The sequence below is a fragment of the Derxia lacustris genome (assembly GCF_002105195.1).
In the GTDB taxonomy this organism is placed as follows: Bacteria; Pseudomonadota; Gammaproteobacteria; order Burkholderiales; family Burkholderiaceae_E; genus Derxia; species Derxia lacustris.
The window spans coordinates 280652-299573 of the sequence record NZ_MUHU01000008.1; the positions used below are offsets into that span (position 1 = coordinate 280652).

General features: G+C 71.9%; 18 protein-coding genes. 12 read left to right on the plus strand and 6 right to left on the minus strand.

Features of this window, described 5'->3' with window-relative positions; translation table 11 throughout:
• Positions 1 to 95: 95 nt before the first annotated feature.
• Complete coding sequence (locus tag B9P64_RS08025) at positions 96 to 287, minus strand: YgaP family membrane protein (protein ID WP_028311092.1); 192 nt, start codon at positions 285 to 287, stop codon at positions 96 to 98.
• Positions 288 to 339: 52 nt separating this feature from the next.
• Entirely contained in the window at positions 340 to 1233 is an 894-nt protein-coding gene (locus tag B9P64_RS08030) for an MBL fold metallo-hydrolase (protein WP_085315689.1), read from the minus strand.
• Between the two features lie 92 nt (positions 1234 to 1325).
• Here B9P64_RS08030 and B9P64_RS08035 point away from each other — a divergent pair, with 92 nt between their 5' ends.
• Both B9P64_RS08035 and B9P64_RS08040 read left to right on the plus strand, forming a co-directional pair.
• Positions 1326 to 1700 (plus strand): ArsR/SmtB family transcription factor, encoded by a 375-nt coding sequence (locus tag B9P64_RS08035; RefSeq protein ID WP_085315690.1) that lies wholly within the window; start codon positions 1326 to 1328, stop codon positions 1698 to 1700.
• A complete protein-coding gene (locus tag B9P64_RS08040; RefSeq protein WP_268877140.1) occupies positions 1693 to 2502 on the plus strand; it encodes a sulfite exporter TauE/SafE family protein in 810 nt (269 codons plus the stop codon). Before B9P64_RS08035 ends, B9P64_RS08040 begins: the two co-directional genes overlap by 8 nt.
• A gap of 2 nt (positions 2503 to 2504) precedes the next feature.
• On the opposite strand, the gene B9P64_RS08045 is transcribed toward B9P64_RS08040, so the two are convergent.
• Positions 2505 to 3410: a LysR family transcriptional regulator gene (locus B9P64_RS08045; protein WP_085315692.1), complete on the minus strand. Its 906-nt coding sequence runs from the start codon at positions 3408 to 3410 to the stop codon at positions 2505 to 2507.
• Between the two features lie 101 nt (positions 3411 to 3511).
• On the opposite strand from B9P64_RS08045, the gene B9P64_RS08050 reads away from it, so the two are divergent.
• The 7 genes from B9P64_RS08050 to B9P64_RS08080 all read left to right on the plus strand — a co-directional run bounded on the left by B9P64_RS08050 (position 3512) and on the right by B9P64_RS08080 (position 10542).
• On the plus strand, positions 3512 to 4303 hold the full coding sequence (locus B9P64_RS08050) for an NAD(P)H-dependent oxidoreductase (RefSeq protein WP_085315693.1): 792 nt from the start codon (positions 3512 to 3514) through the stop codon (positions 4301 to 4303).
• 84 nt (positions 4304 to 4387) lie between these two features.
• Entirely contained in the window at positions 4388 to 5206 is an 819-nt protein-coding gene (locus B9P64_RS08055; protein WP_085316013.1) for a FadR/GntR family transcriptional regulator, read from the plus strand.
• Complete coding sequence (locus B9P64_RS08060; protein ID WP_085315694.1) at positions 5203 to 6693, plus strand: FAD-linked oxidase C-terminal domain-containing protein; 1491 nt, start codon at positions 5203 to 5205, stop codon at positions 6691 to 6693. Before B9P64_RS08055 ends, B9P64_RS08060 begins: the two co-directional genes overlap by 4 nt.
• Before the next feature lies 1 nt (position 6694).
• On the plus strand, positions 6695 to 7834 hold the full coding sequence (gene glcE / locus B9P64_RS08065) for a glycolate oxidase subunit GlcE (protein ID WP_085315695.1): 1140 nt from the start codon (positions 6695 to 6697) through the stop codon (positions 7832 to 7834).
• A gap of 1 nt (position 7835) precedes the next feature.
• Positions 7836 to 9083, plus strand: a complete 1248-nt coding sequence (glcF, locus tag B9P64_RS08070; RefSeq protein WP_085315696.1) for a glycolate oxidase subunit GlcF — start codon at positions 7836 to 7838, stop codon at positions 9081 to 9083.
• 128 nt (positions 9084 to 9211) lie between these two features.
• Positions 9212 to 10048, plus strand: a complete 837-nt coding sequence (locus tag B9P64_RS08075) for a fumarylacetoacetate hydrolase family protein (RefSeq protein ID WP_085315697.1) — start codon at positions 9212 to 9214, stop codon at positions 10046 to 10048.
• A 23-nt stretch (positions 10049 to 10071) separates the two neighbouring features.
• On the plus strand, positions 10072 to 10542 hold the full coding sequence (locus B9P64_RS08080; protein WP_085315698.1) for a GNAT family N-acetyltransferase: 471 nt from the start codon (positions 10072 to 10074) through the stop codon (positions 10540 to 10542).
• An 8-nt stretch (positions 10543 to 10550) separates the two neighbouring features.
• Here the strand turns inward: B9P64_RS08080 and B9P64_RS08085 are convergent, their stop codons facing one another.
• The 3 genes from B9P64_RS08085 to B9P64_RS08095 form a co-directional block, all read right to left on the minus strand.
• Complete coding sequence (locus B9P64_RS08085) at positions 10551 to 11618, minus strand: formylglycine-generating enzyme family protein (RefSeq protein WP_407919683.1); 1068 nt, start codon at positions 11616 to 11618, stop codon at positions 10551 to 10553.
• Between the two features lie 11 nt (positions 11619 to 11629).
• Entirely contained in the window at positions 11630 to 13306 is a 1677-nt protein-coding gene (locus B9P64_RS08090; protein ID WP_085315700.1) for an arylsulfatase, read from the minus strand.
• Positions 13307 to 13475: 169 nt separating this feature from the next.
• Positions 13476 to 13979, minus strand: coding sequence for an SgcJ/EcaC family oxidoreductase (locus tag B9P64_RS08095; protein WP_085315701.1), 504 nt, complete (start codon positions 13977 to 13979; stop codon positions 13476 to 13478).
• Positions 13980 to 14139: 160 nt separating this feature from the next.
• Here B9P64_RS08095 and B9P64_RS08100 point away from each other — a divergent pair, with 160 nt between their 5' ends.
• The 3 genes from B9P64_RS08100 to B9P64_RS08110 are packed head-to-tail and all read left to right on the plus strand — an operon-like array spanning position 14140 to position 18921.
• On the plus strand, positions 14140 to 15360 hold the full coding sequence (locus B9P64_RS08100; protein WP_085315702.1) for an efflux RND transporter periplasmic adaptor subunit: 1221 nt from the start codon (positions 14140 to 14142) through the stop codon (positions 15358 to 15360).
• Positions 15361 to 15368: 8 nt separating this feature from the next.
• Positions 15369 to 17402 (plus strand): MacB family efflux pump subunit, encoded by a 2034-nt coding sequence (locus B9P64_RS08105; RefSeq protein ID WP_085315703.1) that lies wholly within the window; start codon positions 15369 to 15371, stop codon positions 17400 to 17402.
• A gap of 4 nt (positions 17403 to 17406) precedes the next feature.
• Entirely contained in the window at positions 17407 to 18921 is a 1515-nt protein-coding gene (locus tag B9P64_RS08110; protein WP_085315704.1) for an efflux transporter outer membrane subunit, read from the plus strand.
• The last annotated feature ends 1 nt before the right edge of the window (position 18922 follow it).

The window sequence follows — 18922 nt, forward strand, 5'->3', positions numbered from 1 at the left end:
TATCGCGCCGCGACATGATCGAGATCGAGCGCGAGCTGGCGCGCGAGCCCTGAAAGCCTCGTCCGGCTTGTTGCCCGTCGGGTGCGTTCTCGCCTTCAGGTCTTGCGCGCGCAGCTGTTGATGCCGAACGGCAGATACACCGGGCAGAAGCGGAACAGCCCGGTGGCGAGCGGCACGACGCCGATCCAGCCCCACACGCCGATCACGCCCGCGAGCGTGAGGCCGATGAGGACGAGGCCCGCGACGATGCGCAGGATGCGGTCGATGCCGCCGACGTTGCTGGTCATGAGGTTCTCCTTGATGAAGTGGGTGAGGCGGTGGCCTCGGGCGCGCGCCGCGTCAGAACGCGTCGAGCGGCAGCTTGAGATAGCGCCGGCCGTCGTCCTCGGGCGGCGGCAGTTCGCCGGCGCGCACATTCACCTGCACCGACGGCAGCAGCAGGGTCGGCAGGTCGAGCGTGGCGTCGCGCGCGCGGCGCAGCTGCACGAAGGCGGCTTCATCGATGCCGGCATGCAGATGCAGGTTGCGCGCGCGCTGTTCGGCCACGCTGTGCCAGGCCTGGGGCGCGCGGTCGTCGGGCGGATAGTCGTGGCACAGATAGAGCCGGGTGGCGGCCGGCAGCGCCAGCAGCCGCTGCGCCGAGCGGTAGAGCATGCGCGCATCGCCGCCCGGAAAGTCGCAGCGCGCGCTGCCCACGTCGGGCGCGAACAGCGTGTCGCCGATGAACACCGCGTCGAACGGCGCGGCGGCATCGGCGGCGATGCAGTCGCGCACCCGGTAGCCGGCGTCGGCCGGCGTGTGGCCGTGCAGCGCCAGCGCCTCGATGCGGCTGGCGCCGAGCTCGATGGCATCGCCTTCGTCGAGCACGCGGTCGAACTGGCTGCCGTCGGTGGCAAAGCCCGGCTCCAGGTTGAACAGCCGCTTGAACGTGGCCTGCACCGCGCCGATGCCGGCGCCGATGGCGGTGCGCCCGCCGCGCTGCGCCTTGAGCCAGCCGGCGGCCGACAGGTGATCGGCATGGGCATGGGTTTCGAGCAGCCAGTCGAGCGTGAGCGCCTCGCGGTCGAGCAGGTCGAGCACGGCCTGGGCCGAGCGATGCGCGATGCGGCCCGATTTGGCGTCGAAGTCGAGCACCGGATCGATGACGGCGGCGCGGCGCGTGGCCAGGTCGGCCAGTACATGGGTCCAGGTGCCGGTGGCGGCGTCGAACAGGCTGTGGATGTGGGCGGTCATCGGCAATTCACTCGGCGGCGGATTGGCTTTAGTATTTAACCAAGTACGCAAATAAGCAAACATTCATGCCGCCGCGGCGGCCGGGTTCATCCATGGACATTCTTCCGCCCGAGGCGCTGGAGCAGGTCGCCGCCTATTTTCAGGCGCTGGCCGAGCCGACGCGGCTGCTCATCCTCAATCTGCTGCGCAACGGCGAATGCAGCGTGGGCGAGCTGGCCGAGCGCTGCGCCTGCAGCTCGGCCAACGTGTCGCGCCATCTGGCGCTGCTGATGCGGCACGGCTTCGTGCTGCGCGAGGCGCGTGGCACCAGCGTGTACTACCGCATCGCCGATGCGTCGGTGTATGCGCTCTGCGATCTGGTCTGCGGAAGCATTGCGCGCCAGCTCGACCAGCGCGCGCGCAGCCATGCGGCCTTTGTCGAGGCCAATGCGGCAGCGCTGCCGCCGGGCGCCGCCGACCGTGGCTGACGCGGCGCTGCTGACGCCGCTCTTCGGCGCGCTGATCGGCGCGGTGATGGGCCTGACCGGCGCGGGCGGCGGCATCCTGGCCGTGCCGGCGCTGGTGGTGGGGCTGGGTTTTCCGATGCAGCAGGCGGCGCCGATCGCGCTGCTGTCGGTGGCGGTGGCGGCCTGGATCGGCACCGCGCAGGCGCTGCGCGCCGGCCATGCGCGCTATCGCGCCGCGCAGGTGATGGCGCTGGTCGGGCTGCCGCTGGCGTCGCTCGGCGCGCTGCTGGCGCACCGGCTGCCGCAGCGCGCGCTGATGCTGGTGTTCGCCGCGATCATGTTCATCACGGCCGGCCGGGCGATCGCGCGCCGCTTGGCCGGGCGCAAGGCCGAGGTCGGCGGGCCGGCGCGGCTCGATCCGGCGACCGGGCGCTTCGTGTGGACCCGGCTCACCTTCGCGACGATTGCCGGCATCGGCGCGGTGACGGGCTTCATGACCGGGCTGCTCGGCGTGGGCGGCGGCTTCGTGATGGTGCCGACGCTGCGGCGCTTCACCCCGCTGACGATGCACGGCGTGGTGGCGACCTCGCTGATGGTGCAGGCGCTGGTGGCGAGCGGCACGGTGGCGCTGGCGCTCGCGCACGGGCAGGCGCTGCCGTGGGCGCAGGGGTTGCGGTTTACTGCGGGGACGGTGGTGGGACTGGTTGCCGGGCGGCTGCTGAACCGGCGCTGGTCGGCCGAGCGGCTGGAGCTGGCGTTTACGGCGCTCGTCGTGGTGGTGGCCTTCGTGATGGTGGGGAAGGCGGTGGTGACGGCGGGCTGACCTCAGTCCTGCGCGCCGACGAGTGCGAGCAGGGTTTCGCGCAGCCAGCGCTGGCCGGGGTGGCCGTGATTGCGCTCGTGCCACACCATGCCGACCTCGAATCCGTCGAGCGGAAACGGGCATTCGACCGACTGGAGCCGGTCGGCGCGGCCCTGCATCAGCCGCGCCGGAATCAGCGCGACGAAATCCGACTCGGCCACGATCTCCGGCACCAGCAGGAAGGACGCCGCCGACAGCACGACATTGCGCTTGAGCCCGACCAGCGCCAGCGCCTCGTCCACCGGCGTCGCGAAGCCGCCGCCGAGCGGCGACACGATCACATGCTCAAGCCCCGCGAGCCGTTCGGCCGTGATGCCGGCGCGCAGTTGCGGATGCCCGCGCCGACCGATGAGCACATAGCGCTCGTCGAACAGATGCCGGCTGCGCAGGCCGGGCGGCGCGGCCTGCGGCGTCATGAGCGCCAGATCGACGTCGCCGCGCGTCATCTGCGCTTCGAGCCCGGGGATGTCGAGATTGCGCAGCGCCACCCGCATGCCCGGCGCCGCGGTCCTCAGCTTGAGTATGAGGCGCTTGGCAAGGGTCGCCTGAAGGTAGTCGGTGCAGGCGATCGCCAGCGTGAGCCGGGCCGTGAGCGGGTCGAAGCTGCCGTGGCTGGCCAGCGTGGCGCGGACCTGATCGAGCGCCTGCTGCAAGGGGCCGGCCAGTTCGAGCGCCTTGGCGGTGGGCGTCATGCCGCGTTGCGCAGGCAGCAGCAGCGGATCGTCGAACAGGTCGCGCAGCCGGCTCAGTTGCGCGCTGACTGCCGGCTGGCTCAGGTGCAGGCGGGCGGCTGCCTTGGTCACGTTCTGCTCGGCGAGCAGGGCTTCGAGCGTGACCAGCAGATTGAGATCGAGACGCTTGCTATTCATGGCATGGATGGTAGCCAAGCGATTCCGCGATTTCACCGATGCGTGAGCGCCGACCCAGACTCGGACGCAACCATCACCCGAATCACGCGGAGCCCCGAGTCATGACCAGAAAAGTGCTGATCGTCCATGCCCATCCCGAACCGGAGTCGCTGACTCGCCAGCTGGTCGACGTGGCGGTGCAGGCCCTGACCGAACAAGGCCATGAAGTCCTCCAGTCGGACCTGTACGCCATGCGCTGGAAGGCGGTGTTCGACGCCGACGACTTTCCGGACCGGGCCGATCCAGAGCGCCTGTCCTTCATCGCCGAATCCGGCCACGCCTTCAGCACCGGCCGCCAGACTGCCGACGTGACGGCCGAGCAGCGAAAGCTGCTCGCCGCCGATGCGGTCATCCTGCAATTCCCGCTCTGGTGGTTCGGCATGCCGGCCATCCTCAAGGGCTGGATCGACCGCGTGTGGGCCTACGGGCTTGCCTATGGCTACCAGGGCGCGGGCAACCGCTACCGCTACGGCGAGGGCGGCCTGCGGGGCCGGCGCGCGCTGCTGTCGGTGACGGTGGGCGGGCCGGCGGTCGAGTATTCGGCGCGCGGCATCAACGGGCAGCTCGACCAGCTGCTGTTTCCGATCACGCACGGCACGCTGTTCTTCCCGGGCATGGAGGTGCTGCCGACGCATGCGGTCTACGGCGCGGGCCGGCTCACCGCGGACGACGTGGCGACCGTCAAGCAGGCCTGGCGCCGGCGCGTCGAAGGGCTGTTCGACGACGCGCCCATTCCGTTCCGACATCAGAACGGCGGCGACTATCTCGACGGTCAGGTGCTGGCCGGACATCTCGCGGCCGGGCAGGGCGGCCTGGCGGTGCATCTGGCGCCGGACACGGCGGACAACGCCTGACCCGGGCCGGCGGCGGCGGGCGCGCCCCGCCTTCGGCTACACTCGCGCTCCAACTTGTCAGACAACCAAGTCACCGAGCCAAGCGTGAGCAACCTCTCCGACCTAGCCCCGCTCGCCCGCCCGCATGCGCTCAGCGAGGACATCGCAGCCGAGCTGGCGCGCCGCATCGACACCGGCGAATTCGGCCCCGGCGCGCGCCTGCCGACCGAGAAGACACTCGCCGAAACCTTCGGCGTGAGCCGGCCGGTCGTGCGCGAAGCCATCGCGCGGCTGCGCAACGACGGGCTGGTGGAGACGCGCCAGGGCGCCGGCGCCTTCGTGGCCGCCAATCCGCGCAGCCTGCGGCTGAAGTTCGACGCGCTGCCCGCCGTCGCCATGCCAGTGCCGGCCGCCAAAACCGGCCGCAGCAAGCCAAGGCCCAACGCCACCACCGCCGACAACACCGCCGCCCTGCGCGAAATCTTCGAACTGCGCGCCCTGCTCGAACCCGTCGTCGCCGAACTCGCCGCGCGCCGCGCCCAGCCCGCCGACCTCGCCGCAATGCAAGCCAGCCTCGACGCGATGGACGCCGCGCTCGCCGCCGGCACCAACGCCGCGCGCGCCGACGACGCCTTCCACAACGCGCTCGCCGCCGCCACCGGCAACCGCCGCGTGACCCAGCTGATGGACTTCCTCGGCGCGCATTTTTCCGGCACGCGCGAGGTGGCCTGGCAGGCCGACGCCGACGGCAGCGCGCCTTACTCCGCCGCCGCCCAGGCCGAGCATCACGCGCTGTTTGCCGCCGTTGCCAGCGGCGCCGCACCCCAGGCCCGCCGCCGCTCGCTCGCGCATGTGCGCGGCGTGGCACGGCGCGCCGGCATCGAACTTCCCGCCGACCTCGGCGGCACCCGGGAGAAAGCATGAGCAGCGACCTCGGCGGCTATGTCCGCCAGCAACCCGTCGCCCACGGCGGCGGCGTCATCCCCAGCTTCGATAGCGACCGCGTGGCCGAGCGCCTGCGCGCGGTGCTGCCCGCCAGTGCCGTCTACAGCGACGCCGAATCGCTGCGGCCCTGGGAATGCGACGGCATGACCGCCATCCGCCAGCTGCCGCAGATCGTGGCGCTGCCGGCCACCGAGGCCGAGGTGCGCGCCGTGCTGGCGGTGTGCCGCGAGCTCGGCGTGCCGGTGGTGCCGCGCGGCGCCGCCACGGGTCTTTCGGGCGGCGCCACGCCGCATGCGGTGGGCGTGGTGCTGGGCCTCGCGCGGCTCAACCGCATCGTCAGGATCGATCCGGTCGCGCGGCTGGCGGTGGTGCAGCCCGGCGTGCGCAATCTCGCGGTCAGCGAGGCCGCCGCGCCGCACGGCCTGTACTACGCGCCCGATCCGTCGTCGCAGATCGCCTGCACCATCGGCGGCAACGTGAGCGAAAACTCGGGCGGCGTGCACTGCCTGAAATACGGCCTCACGGTCAACAACGTGCTCGGCCTGCGCGGCATCACGATGGAAGGCGAGGACGTGGTCGTGGGCGGCGCCGCGCTCGATGCGCCCGGGCTCGATCTGCTCGCGGTGCTCAACGGCTCGGAGGGCAATTTCCTCGTCATCACCGAGGTGACGGTGCGCCTCGTGCCCAAGCCCCAGCTCGCGCGCGTGGTGCTGGCCAGCTTCGACGACGTGACCAAGGCCGGCGACGCGGTGGCCGCGATCATTGCCGCCGGCATCATTCCGGCCGGGCTGGAGATGATGGACAAGCCCGCGATCTGCGCGGTCGAGCCCTTCGTGAAGGCCGGCTACGACATGGATGCCGAGGCCATATTGCTGTGCGAATCGGACGGCACGCCCGACGAGGTGGCCGACGAGATCGAGCACATGGAGCGCGTGCTGCAAGCCGCCGGCGCCACGCGCTGCCAGGTGAGCCGCGACGAGGCCGAGCGGCTGCGTTTCTGGGCCGGGCGCAAGGCGGCGTTTCCGGCGGTGGGCCGCATCTCGCCCGACTATCTGTGCATGGACGGCACCATCCCGCGCAAGCAGCTGGCGGCCATGCTGCTGGCCATCGCCGAGATGGAAAAGCGCCACGGCCTGCGCTGCGCCAACGTGTTCCACGCGGGCGACGGCAACCTGCATCCGCTCATCATGTACGACGCCAACCAGCCTGGCGAACTCGACCGGGCGCTGGCCTTCGGCGGCGAAATTTTGCGACTGAGCGTGGCGCTCGGCGGCAGCATCACCGGCGAGCACGGCGTGGGCGTGGAGAAGATCGACGAGATGTGCGCCCAGTTCACGCCCGACGAGATCGCGGCCTTTCACGGCATCAAGCGCGCCTTCGATCCGCGCGCGCTGCTCAACCCAGGCAAGACGGTGCCGACCATCGCGCGCTGCCGCGAATACCGGCTCACCGGCGGAAAGCACTGACATGAATGCGAACGATCCGATCATCGACGGCTGGCGCGCGCAGGTACTCGACGCGGCGGCCCAGGGCAGGGCGCTGACGATCCGCGGCGGCGGCAGCAAGGATTTCTACGGCGGCGTGGCGACGGGCGGCGCGGTGCTCGACACGCGCGCCTACGCGGGCGTCATCGACTACGAGCCGACCGAGCTGTTCATCACCGCGCGCTCCGGCACGCCGCTCGCCGAGATCGAGGCGCTGCTCGCCGGGCGCGGCCAGATCTTCCCGTTCGAGCCGCCGCATTTCGGCGCGGGCGCGACCGTCGGCGGCGTGTTCGCGGCGGGGCTGAGCGGGCCGCGTCGCCCGTCGGCCGGCGCGCTGCGCGACTACGTGCTGGGCGCGCGTCTGCTCGACGGCCAGGGTCGCGTGCTGCGCTTTGGCGGCCAGGTGATGAAGAACGTGGCCGGCTATGACGTGTCGCGCATGCTGGCCGGCAGCCTCGGCACGCTCGGGCTGCTGCTCGACGTCACGCTCAAGCTGCTGCCGCGTCCGGTCGAGGAAGCCACGCTGCGCTTCGAGCTGACCGAGGATCAGGCGCTGGCGCTGCTCAACAGCTGGGGCGGCCAGCCGCTGCCGATCAGCGCCAGCGCCTGGGAGCACGGCGTGCTCACGCTGCGGCTGTCGGGCCAGCGCGCGGCGGTGCAGGCGGCGCGGCATCGGCTCGGCGGCGAAAAGCTGGATGACGCGGGCATCTTCTGGCAGGCGCTGCGCGAACAGACCGCCACGTTCTTTCGCCCGCTGGCCGAGGGCGAGGCGCTCTGGCGCATCGGTCTGCCGACCACGGCGCCGGCGTTCCGGCTGCATGCGACCGCCGCCAATGCGCGCGACGGCGCGGCGCATGGCGCACAGGCGCTCGGACCCCAGCTCATCGAATGGGGCGGCGGCCAGCGCTGGCTGCATGCGCCCGCCAGCGCCGGCCCGGCCTTGCGCGCAGCGGCCACGGCGCTCGGCGGCCACGCCACGCTGTTCCGTGGCCCCGATGCCGCGCGCGCCGCCGGCGCCTTCACCCATCCCGGCGCCGCGCTCATGCGCATCCACGCCGGGCTCAAGGACGAATTCGATCCCAAGCGCGTGTTCAACCGCGCCCGCCTTTTCCCGGAGCTTTGAGATGCAGACCGACCTCGCCCCGCACTGGCGCGACACCGACGACGGCCGCGAAGCCGAACGCGTGCTGCGCGCCTGCGTGCACTGCGGCTTCTGCACCGCCACCTGCCCCACCTACCAGACGCTCGGCGACGAACTCGACGGGCCGCGCGGCCGCATCTACCTCATCAAGGCCGTGCTCGAAGGCCAGCCCGCGACCGAGGCCACGCGCGACCACCTCGACCGCTGCCTGACCTGCCGCGCCTGCGAGACCACCTGCCCGTCGGGCGTCGAGTACCACAAGCTCGTCGACATCGGCCGCGCGGCCGTGGAGGCGGAAGTGCCGCGTCCGCTCGGCCAGCGGCTGCTGCGCAAGGCGCTCGGCTGGGGCTTGAGCGATCCGGGCCGCTTCGGCGCGGGGCTGGCGCTTGGCCGTCTGGCAAAGCCGCTGCTGCCCGCGCATCTCGCCGACAAGATTCCGCCCAGGCCCGCCCAGGCCGGCGACTGGCCGGCACCGCGCCACGCGCGCCGCATGCTGGCGCTCGCCGGCTGCGTGCAGCCCGTGCTCGCGCCCGACGTGAATGCCGCGACCGCGCGCGTGCTCGACCGGCTCGGCATCAGCCTTGTGGAAATCGACAAGGCCGGCTGCTGCGGCGCGCTCAAGTTCCACCTCAACGAGCAGGACGCGGCGCTCGACCAGATGCGCGCCAACATCGACGCGTGGTGGCCGGCGGTGCAGGCGGGCGCCGAAGCCATCGTCATCACCGCGTCGGGCTGCGGCGCACAGGTGAAGGATTACGGCCATCTGCTGCGCGGCGACGCGGCCTACGCTGACAAGGCGGCGCGCATCAGCGAGCTGTGCCGCGATCCGGCCGAGGTGGTGATGGCCGAGCGCGCGCGGCTGCTCGCTGCGCTGGCGGAAACCGTTGTCGCCGAAAGGCCGGTGGTGCGGCGCGTGGCCTTCCAGTCGCCGTGCACGCTGCAACACGCGCTCAAGGTGCGTGGCGTGGTCGAAACCCTTCTCGCAGATGCCGGTTTCGAGCTGCTGCCGGTCGGCGAGGGCCATCTGTGCTGCGGCTCGGCTGGCACCTACTCGATGCTTCAGCCGGAGATTTCCGGCGCGCTGCGCGAACGCAAGCTGGCCAATCTGCAAGCCGGCGGGCCGGATGCGATCGCAAGCGCGAACGTCGGTTGCATGAGCCATCTCGGCGCCAAGGCCGAGGTGCCGGTGCTGCACTGGATTGCGCTGATGGCGCTGGCGCTGGGGCTGTGAGCCGGCGCCGCTGCCGTCCAATCGCCCACGCCGACCGCCGGACCTGATGGCGAAAGGCGACGAACGGCAAGCAGGGGTGAGCGTCGGCTAACGTCGGACAATATCGACACGACCGACAGGATTTGCCCATGAAACTGCTCCGCTACGGCCCGCCCGGCGACGAACGCCCCGGCCTGCTCGACAGCGAGGGCGTGATGCGCGATCTGTCGGCCGTGGTCGGCGACATAGCCGGCTCGGCGCTGTCGCCGGCCAGTCTCGCGCGGCTGGCGGCGCTCGACACCCGCCATCTGCCGGTACTGCCGGCCGGCGTGCGACTCGGCCCGCCGGTGGCCGGCGTGGGCAAGTTCATCGGCATCGGCCTCAACTATTCCGAGCATGCGCGCGAAGCCGGCATGCCGCTGCCCACCGAGCCGATCGTGTTCATGAAGGCCACGACCTGCATCGGCGGTCCCGACGACGATGTGATCCTGCCGCGCGGCGCCAGCAAGCTCGACTGGGAAGTGGAGCTGGGATTGGTCATCGGCACCAAGGCGCAGTACGTCAAGCGCGAGCACGCCATCGCCCATGTGGCCGGCTATTGCGTGGTCAACGATCTGTCCGAGCGCGCCTTTCAGCTGGAGCGCGGCGGCCAGTGGGACAAGGGCAAGGGCTGCGACAGCTTCGGGCCGCTCGGGCCCTGGCTGGTCACGCGCGACGAGCTGCCCGATCCGCAGAACCTCGACCTCTGGCTCGACGTGAACGGCCAGCGCATGCAGACCGGCAACAGCCGCACCATGATTTTTTCCTGCGCCGAAATCGTGAGCTATCTGAGCCAGTTCATGACGCTGATGCCGGGCGACGTGATCGCCACCGGCACGCCGGCCGGCGTGGGCATGGGGCGCAAGCCGCAGCGTTTTCTGGCCGCCGGCGACCAGCTCGCGCTCGGCATCTCGGGGCTCGGCAGCCAGCATCAGAAGGTGGTCTGAGCGGCTTCGCTAGAGTTGCCGGCATGACGCCGACACCTCCGCACATTGCCCTCGAACGCCCCGACCGGCCCGACATCGTCGCGCTGCTCGACCGGCTCGATGCCTATCTCGACGCGCTCTATCCGCCCGAGGCCAACTACATCCTCGACATCGCCCGGCTGTGCCAGCCCGATGTGCTGTTTGCCGTGGCGCGCGATGGCGCCGGCATCGCGTTCGGCTGCGCCGCGATCCGCTTGCATGCCGATTACGCCGAGCTCAAGCGCATGTTCGTGCTGCCCGAGCGGCGCGGCGGCGGCGTGGCGCGGCGGCTCATCGGCTTTCTTGAGGCGGCGGCGCGCGAGCGCGGGCTGAAGCTGCTGCGGCTCGAAACCGGCATCCACCAGCCCGAGGCGCTGGCGCTGTACCGCGCGGCGGGCTTTGTGCCGCGCGGCCCGTTCGGCGACTACCCCGAGCTGGACCTGAGCGTGTTCATGGAAAAGCCGCTGGCCGATTGAACCGGCGCTCAGTCCGCGACCACGGTGCGAAAGCCCGCATGCGAGGTCGCCAGTCCGGCCTCCAGCGGCTGGCGCGACGACGGCCGGTAGCGCACGCAGAAGTCGGGCGAGCACAGGAAGGAGCCGCCCTTCATCACGCTGGCGCGGGCGGCCGGTGCGCGGCCGTCGGGCCGCACGGCGTCGGGATCGTCGGCTGCATGGCTGCCGGTCCAGCCGTCGCGGGTCAGCTCCCACACATTGCCGATCATGTCGTGCAGGCCGTAGCCGTTGGCGGCAAAGCAGCCGACGGGCGCGGTGCCGCGCCAGCCGTCGGCACCGCTGTCGCGCTCGGGAAAGCCGCCCTGCCAGGTGTTGGCGGTGCGCCGCAGCAGGCGCTGGAACTCGGCGGTATTGCCTTCGGCCGCATCGGCGGCGCGCGCCTCGGCTTCGGACTGGCCGCCGCGCGCCGCGTATTCCCATTGCGCCTCGCTCGGCAGGCGCCGGCCGAGCCAGCGCGCATAGGCCTCGGCATCGGCGCGGCTCACCTGCACCACCGGATGATTGGCCTTGCCGGCAAGCGAGCTGCGCGGCCCCTGCGGATGGCGCCAGTCGGCACCGCGAACCAGCTGCCACCAGCTGTAGGGCGGCGCCGGCTGGCCCGGCCGGGGCGCGATGAACACCGCCGAGGCGCCGGTGCGCTCGGCCTCGGTGATGTAGCCGGTCGCGCGCACAAAGGCCGCGAACTGCGCATTCGTCACCTCGTGCGCATCGATGCGGAAGGCCGCCAGCGCGATCTCGCCGCCGCCGCGCTCCTCGGCATAGCCGGCATCGCTGCCGAGCCGCAGCCGGCCGGCCGGCACCGCGCGCAGGCCGGCAAGGTTGGGCGCCTCGGCGCTGCCGGGGCCGAAGCCGGGCGGCAGGCCCGAGGCCAGCGCGCAGGCCCGGGCGGCGGGTGCGGCCAGCGTGCCCGGTGCGGCCGACGCAGCCGCAGCAGCAGCCGTGGCCGGCGCAACCGGGTCGGCGTGCCCGGCAGCGGCGGCCGGCGGGCTGGCCGTCGTCGCAGCAGCCGCAGCGGCCAGCAGCAGCGCCAGCCGCAAGCCCGTGCACCTCATTCCAGGCTCTGGAAATAGCCGTTGATGCCGTAGCGCTCGCCGACGCGGCGCGCCAGATCGGGCACCTCGATCACGCCGTTGCTTTCGGAATAGCGGCGGTAGCCGTCCTTGAGCCGCACCAGCACCTCGGGATTGGCGGCGGCCACGTCGTGCTGCTCGGCGCGGTCGGTCTTCAGATCGAACAGCTGCCAGTCGGCCGGGCCGAACGGCGGCGCGCTGAACACGATCTTCCAGTCGCCCTCGCGCCAGGCCTTCTGGCCGAACAGCTCCCAGCCCTGCTGGAAGGTGGGATGAATCGCCGGCGCCTTGCCCGCCAGAAAGGGCAGCAGCGATGCGCCTTGCAGCGGCGGCACCGCATGGCCCGCGTACTGCGCCGGATAGCGCGCGCCGGCCAGTTCCAGCAGCGTCGGCGCGATGTCGGTCACATGGCCCGGCGCGGCCGAAATCGCGCCGCCGCCCGGCCGCGCCGGGTAGCGCACGATGGCCGGCACCGTCGTGCCGCCCTCGCGGCTATAGCCCTTGAACAGGCTGAACGGCAGCGCGCTCACCTGCGCCCAGTTCGGTCCGTAGGCCACATAGCTGTCGGCGCGGCCCACGTTGGCCACCGCGTTGTTGCGCTGGCCGCCGCGCAGCGCCGGGCTCTGGCCCTCGGCGCCGTTGTCCGACATGAAGACGATGACCGTGTTGTCGTACTCGCCGCTGTCCTTCAGCTCGCGGATCACGCGGCCGATGTTCCGGTCGAGCAGATCGACCATCGCCGCATAGGTGGCCATGCGCCGGCTTTCCTGGCGCTGCTGGCCGGGCGTGAGCGCATTCCACGCCGGCCACAGCGACAGCGCCTTCGCCGGCTCGAAGCCGGCCGGAAGAATGCCGAGCTGGCGCTGCTTCGCGATGCGCGCCTGGCGGATCGGCTCATAGCCGGCGGCATAGCGCGCCTCGTACTTGGCGATCGCGTCTTCCGGCGCCTGCAGCGGCCAGTGCGGCGCGGTGAAGGTGAGGTAGGCAAAGAACGGCGCCGGATTGCCGCGCTGCTCGCGCAGGTAACCGAGCATCTTGCTGGCGTAGAACTCGGTCGAATAGAAGTCGGCCGGCACCGCGACCAGCTTGCCATCCTCGCGGTAGTAGGGCTCCTTGGGGTCGACCACGCTGTTCCACGGCTTGGCGTAATGGTCGTCGGCGCCGCGCAGCAGCGCGAACGAGCGCTGGAAGCCGGCCACGGTCGGGCTGCGGTCCTCGGTCAGGCCCAGGTGCCATTTGCCGGCCATGTAGGTGCGGTAGCCGGCATCGCGCAGCAGCGCCGGCAGCGGCGCCACGCGGTCGTTGAGATAGCCCTCGTAGCCGGGCCGGCCCTTCTGCTCGTCCATCAGCAGCTCGGCCATGCTGCCGAGGCCGGCCACATGGTTGTCGAGGCCGGACAGCAGCATCGAGCGGGTCGGCGAGCAGGTCGCGCCGGTGTGGAAGTCGGTCAGGCGCAGGCCCTCGCGGGCGAGGGCGTCGAGATTGGGCGTGTCGATCTCGCCGCCAAATGCGCCGAGGTCGGAGAAGCCGAGGTCGTCGGCGAGGATGAGCAGGATGTTGGGCCGGCGCGCGGGCGCGTCGGCGGCCTGGGCCGGTGCCGCGAGCGCGGCGACGGTGCCGAGCGCGAGCAGGGCGCGGGCAAGGGTGCGATTCATCGGGAGGGTTCCGCTGGCGTTCTGGAGGGCGCCAGCGAGCGCAAGCCGTGTTCCCGGTCGCCACGGTCGGTTGTTGCTGGCTATGGAGCAGTGGGCCGGCGGCCGGGCGCCGGCACTGCTCCGATCTGCGCAGCCGGCGCGTTGCGGCTGCTGCAAAGCCAGCCGACGCTCAGCGCGGCGGTGCGCCAGCCGGCGCGGGCGGCAGCAGCGAGGAATGGTGATCGACGATCAGCCAGCGCTCGCCAAAGCGCTGGAACACCAGGCTGAAGCGCGCCGGCACCACCCGCATCTGGCCGTCGCGCGGCAGGGCGAAGGCATAGCTGCCGGTATCGATGGCGGTGTCGCCATACACGCGCAGCGATTCCTCGGCGATGGCGACCTTGGGCTTGACCTCGCCGGCGCAGGCGCGCTCGTAATAGGCGCGGATGCCGGCCGGCGATTCGATGAGCTGCGGCGCGACCGTGCCCCAGAGCGCGGCGTCCTGCTCGTACAGCGCGGCGAGCGCTGCCGGATCGCAGGCGTTGAAGGCATCGACCCAGGCCTGCATCGCGGCGGCCGGGCCGGTGGGCGCGCTGCCGCTCATCGCCGGCAGCGTCTTGCAGCCGGCCAGGGCCAGTGCGGCGGCGAGGGCGAGCGCGCCGCCGCACCGGAATGAAGGGGTTGAAATCCGCATGCCGTTCTCCTTGGGGCCGATGGCCGGTCACTGCCGCTGTCTAAGGCCGGCGGCGGGCGCCGGCCGTGCCGGTTACACGCCCTTACGGCCGGGGCATTTTGTGGCAGCACTCGGCGTGCCCAATCCAGGCTGCCGCGTTCTGGCCCCAAGGCCCCTCCCCATGTCCGCCCCGTCCAAGAAGAACATTCCCCGCCGCATCGTCGGCGCAGTCCTTGTCGTGCTGGTGCTGGCCGCCGTCGCCTGGTGGCGGCTGCGGCCACCGGCGCCGCCGCGCCTGCTCACCGCGCCGGTCACCGTGGCCGATGTGGAAGACGCGGTGCTCGCCACCGGCGCGCTGCAAGCGCTGCAGCAGGTGAGCGTCGGCGCCCAGGTGTCGGGCCAGCTCAAGTCGCTCAAGGTGGCGCTCGGCGACACGGTGAAGAAGGGCGATCTGGTCGCCGAGATCGACTCGCTGACCCAGCAGAACGCGCTCAAGACCGCCGAGGCCGCGCTGGCCAATGTGCGCGCCCAGCGCCAGTCGAAGCAGGCCACGCTGGCCCAGGCGCGGCTGGCCTTCGCGCGGGCGCAAACGCTTGCCGCCGCCGACGCCGGCTCGCGCGAGACGCTGGAGGCGGCCCAGGCCACGCTCGACAGCACGCTGGCCGACATCGCCGCGCTCGATGCGCAGACCGCGTCGGCGGCGGTGTCGGTCGATACCGCGCGGGTGAATCTGGGCTACACGCGCATCGTCGCGCCGATCGACGGCACGGTCGTGGCCGTGGTGACCAAGGAAGGCCAGACCGTCAACGCCAACCAGTCGGCGCCGACCATCCTGATCCTGGCCCAGCTCGACACCGTGACCGTGAAGGCGCAGATCTCCGAGGCCGACGTGGTGCGCGTGAAGCCGGGCCAGCCGGTCTACTTCACCATCCTCGGCGAGCCGGGCCAGCGCCGCTACGCCAGGCTGCGCGCCGTGGAGCCGGCGCCCGATTCCATCTCGACCAGCAGCAGCACGTCGTCGTCGAGCAGCTCGACCACCAGCTCCACCAGCAGCGCGACCGCCGTCTACTACAACGGCCTGTTCGACATCCCCAATCCCGACGGCCGGCTGCGCATCTCGATGACCGCCGAGGTGCATGTGGTGCTGGCCGAGGCCAAGGGCGCGTTGACGATTCCGGCCACCGCGCTCGGCGCGCGCCATGCCGACGGCCGGGTGGAAGTGCGGGTGCTCGGCGCCGACGGCCGGCCCGAGCCGCGGCTGGTGCGCACCGGCCTCGACAACAACGTCACGGTGCAGCTGCTCGACGGGCTGAAGGCCGGCGACGAAGTGGTGATCGGCGAGGGCGGCGCGGTGGCCGCGACCGCCAGCACCGGCACGCGGCGGCCGCCGCCGATGTTCTGAGGCGGCTCATGAATCCCGCCCATCAAGCCATCGCCGTGCCCGGCCCGCGCGCCGCCACGTCCACGCTGCTGGAACTGCGCGGACTCGGCCGCGAGTTTCCGGCCGGCGACCAGACCCTGGTCGTGCTCAAGGACATCGCGCTCGACATCCGCGCCGGCGAGATGGTCGCCATCGTCGGCGCCAGCGGCTCGGGCAAGAGCACGCTGATGAACATCCTCGGCTGCCTCGATCGGCCGTCGCGCGGCAGTTATCGCGTGGCCGGCCGCGATACCGCCAGCCTCGATCCGGATGAGCTGGCGCAACTGCGGCGCGAGCATTTCGGCTTCATCTTCCAGCGCTACCAGCTGCTGGCCGATCTGCCGGCGCTGGGCAATGTGGAAGTGCCGGCGGTCTATGCCGGCAACACGCGCGCGGCGCGGCGCGAACGCGCGGCGGCGCTGCTGGCGCGGCTGGGTCTGGCCGACCGGCTGGAGCACCGGCCGGGCCAGCTCTCGGGCGGCCAGCAGCAGCGCGTGAGCATTGCGCGCGCGCTGATGAACGGCGGCGAGGTGATCCTGGCCGACGAGCCGACCGGCGCGCTCGACAGCGCCAGCGGCGCGCAGGTGATGGCGATCCTGCGCGAGCTGCATGCCGACGGCCACACGGTCATCGTCGTGACGCACGACATGGCGGTCGCGGCGCATGCGGCGCGCGTGATCGAGCTGAAGGACGGCGCGGTGATCGCCGACCGCGCGATCGCGCCGGTGGCGCTGGCCGCCGACACGGCCGGCGCGGCGGCCAACGCGCTGCTGGCGCCGCGTGCCGCCACCGCCGCGCCGGCCCGGCTGCGCGCCTTCGGTGCCTGGGCCGACCGCTTCACCGAAGCCTTCCGCATGGCGCTGCTGGCGATGCGCGCGCATGCGCTGCGCACCTTCCTGACCATGCTCGGCATCATCATCGGCATCGCCTCGGTGGTGTCGGTGGTGGCGCTCGGCGAGGGCTCGCGCCAGGCGATCCTGAAGAGCATCAGCTCGATCGGCACCAACACCATCGACGTGATGCCGGGCAAGGATTTCGGCGACATGCGCTCGGGCGCGGTGCAGACGCTGCGACCGCGCGACGCCGACGCGCTGGCCGAACTCAGCTACGTGGACAGCGTGACGCCGAGCGTGCAGACCAGCCTGACGCTGCGCCACGGCAACCAGTCGGCGACCGGCACCGCGCTGGGCGTGGGCGAGCAGTACTTCCGCGTGAAGGGCGTGGAGATCGCGCAGGGCCGCTTCTTCGATGCCGACGGCGTGCAAAGGCTTGCGCAGGATGTGGTCATCGACGAGAACACGCGGCGCGCGCTGTTTGGCACGCGCCAGGACGTGACCGGCGAGGTGATCCTGCTCGGCGCCATGCCGGCCCGCATCACCGGCGTCACCAAGAAGAAGGACAGCGCCTTTGGCAACAGCGAGAGCCTGCAAGTCTTCATCCCCTACACCACGGCGATGGGGCGGCTGACCGGCGCGTCCACGCTGCGCGCCATCACCGTGCGCACCCGCGACGAGGTGCCGAGCGACATCGCCGAGACCGGCATCACGCGGCTGCTGACGCTGCGCCACGGCACGAAGGATTTCTTCACCATGAATACCGACAGCATCCGTCAGACCATCGAGGCGACCACGCAGACCATGACGCTGCTGATCGCGTCGATCGCGGTGATTTCGCTGATCGTCGGCGGCATCGGCGTGATGAACATCATGCTGGTGTCGGTGACCGAGCGCACCCGCGAGATCGGCGTGCGCATGGCGGTCGGCGCGCGCCAGGGCGACATCCTTCAGCAGTTTCTGATCGAGGCGGTGCTGGTCTGCCTGATCGGCGGCGCGCTCGGGATTGCGCTGGCGTTGGCCATCGGCGTGGGGTTTGCGCAGGCCGGCGGCAGCTTCAGCATGGTGTTTTCCACCACGTCGATGGTGGCGGCGTTTGCCTGCTCGACCGCGATCGGCGTGGTGTTCGGCTTCTTGCCGGCGCGCAATGCGGCGCGGCTCGATCCCATCGATGCGCTGGCGCGGGAGTGATGGCATGACGACCGCCCGCATCCCCCGGCTTGCCGTTGCCGCGCGGCTGATCGCGCTGGCGCTGGCCGCCGCCACGCTCGCCGCTTGCGGCAGCCTCACGCGCAGCGACTACACGGCGCCTGCGCTTGCGGTGCCGGCGCAATGGGGCGCCGCCGCCGCGCCCGCCGGCAGCGCAGCCGCCGCAAGCCCGTCTGCCGACGCAGCCGTGCCCTCGGCCACGGTGCCGGGCCTGGCTGCCGACAGCTCGGACAACGCCCGGCTCGCGCGCGCCAGCACGGTCCGCGCGCTGCAACTCGACGGCTGGTGGCGCAGCTTCGGCGATGCCGATCTCGACGCGCTGATCGACCGGCTGCTGGTGCGCAACAACGATCTCGCCGCCGCCACGCTGCGCGTGCGTCAGGCCCAGCTGAGCGCCGGCCTCGCCGCCGATGCGCTGCTGCCGGCCGCGAGCGCCAGCGCCTCGACCACCCAGGGCCGCTATCTCAACGGCAACGGCCGCACGCGCAGCAGCAGCGTGTCGGCCGGCCTGTCGTGGGAAGCGGACCTGTGGGGGCGGCTGGCGGCCCAGCGCGACGCCAGCCGCTGGGAAGCCGTCGCCACCGACGAGGACCGCGCCGCGACTGCGCTGTCGCTGGTCGGCACCGCTGCCACGCTCCACTTCGACCTCGGCTATCTCAACCAGCGCATCGCGCTCGGCGAGGCCAGCATCGCCGACGCGCGCCGCACGCTGGAGCTGATCCAGCTGCAATACCGCGCCGGCGCCGTGTCGTCGCTGGAGATCGACGAGGCGCGCCAGACGCTCGCCGCGCTCGAAGCCGGCCAGACCACGCTGCTGCTGCAACGCGACCAGGACCGGCATGCGCTCGCGCTGCTGTTCGATGCCGCGCCCGGCAGCGTCGAGCCCGCCGAGCCGGTCACGCTGAGCGCCGCCGCGCTGCCCGACATCCCGGCCGGCCTGCCCGCCGGTCTGCTCGCGCGCCGGCCCGATCTGCGCGCCGCCGAGGCCCGGCTGCGCTCCAGCCTCGCCAGCGTCGATGCCACGCGGCTGTACTACTACCCGGCGTTCTCGCTGACCGGCGCGCTCGGCAGCAGCAGCGTGGCGCTGGCCAATGTGCTGAGCAATCCGGTCGCCACGCTCGGCGCCGGGCTGTCGCTGCCCTTCCTGCAACAGACCGAGCGCCAGCTGTCGATTGCCAGCCAGCAGGCGGCGTATGCCGAGGCGGTCGTCAACTTCCGCCAGACCTTCTACGCCGCGCTCGGCGAGGTGGAAGACGCGCTGTCGGCACGCACCCAGTACGCGGCCCAGGCGCGCGGGCTGGAGGAAAGCCTGGCCGCCGCGCGCCGCGCCGAAGCCGCCTACGAGCTGCGCTACCGCGCCGGCAGCGTCGCGCTGCGCGTGTGGCTCGATGCCCAGCGCACCCGGCGCGATGCCGAGGCGGCGCTGGCGGCCAACCGGCTCAACCGGCTGCTCAATCTCGTCACGCTGCATCAGGCGCTGGGCGGGCGCGCCGAGGGCTGAG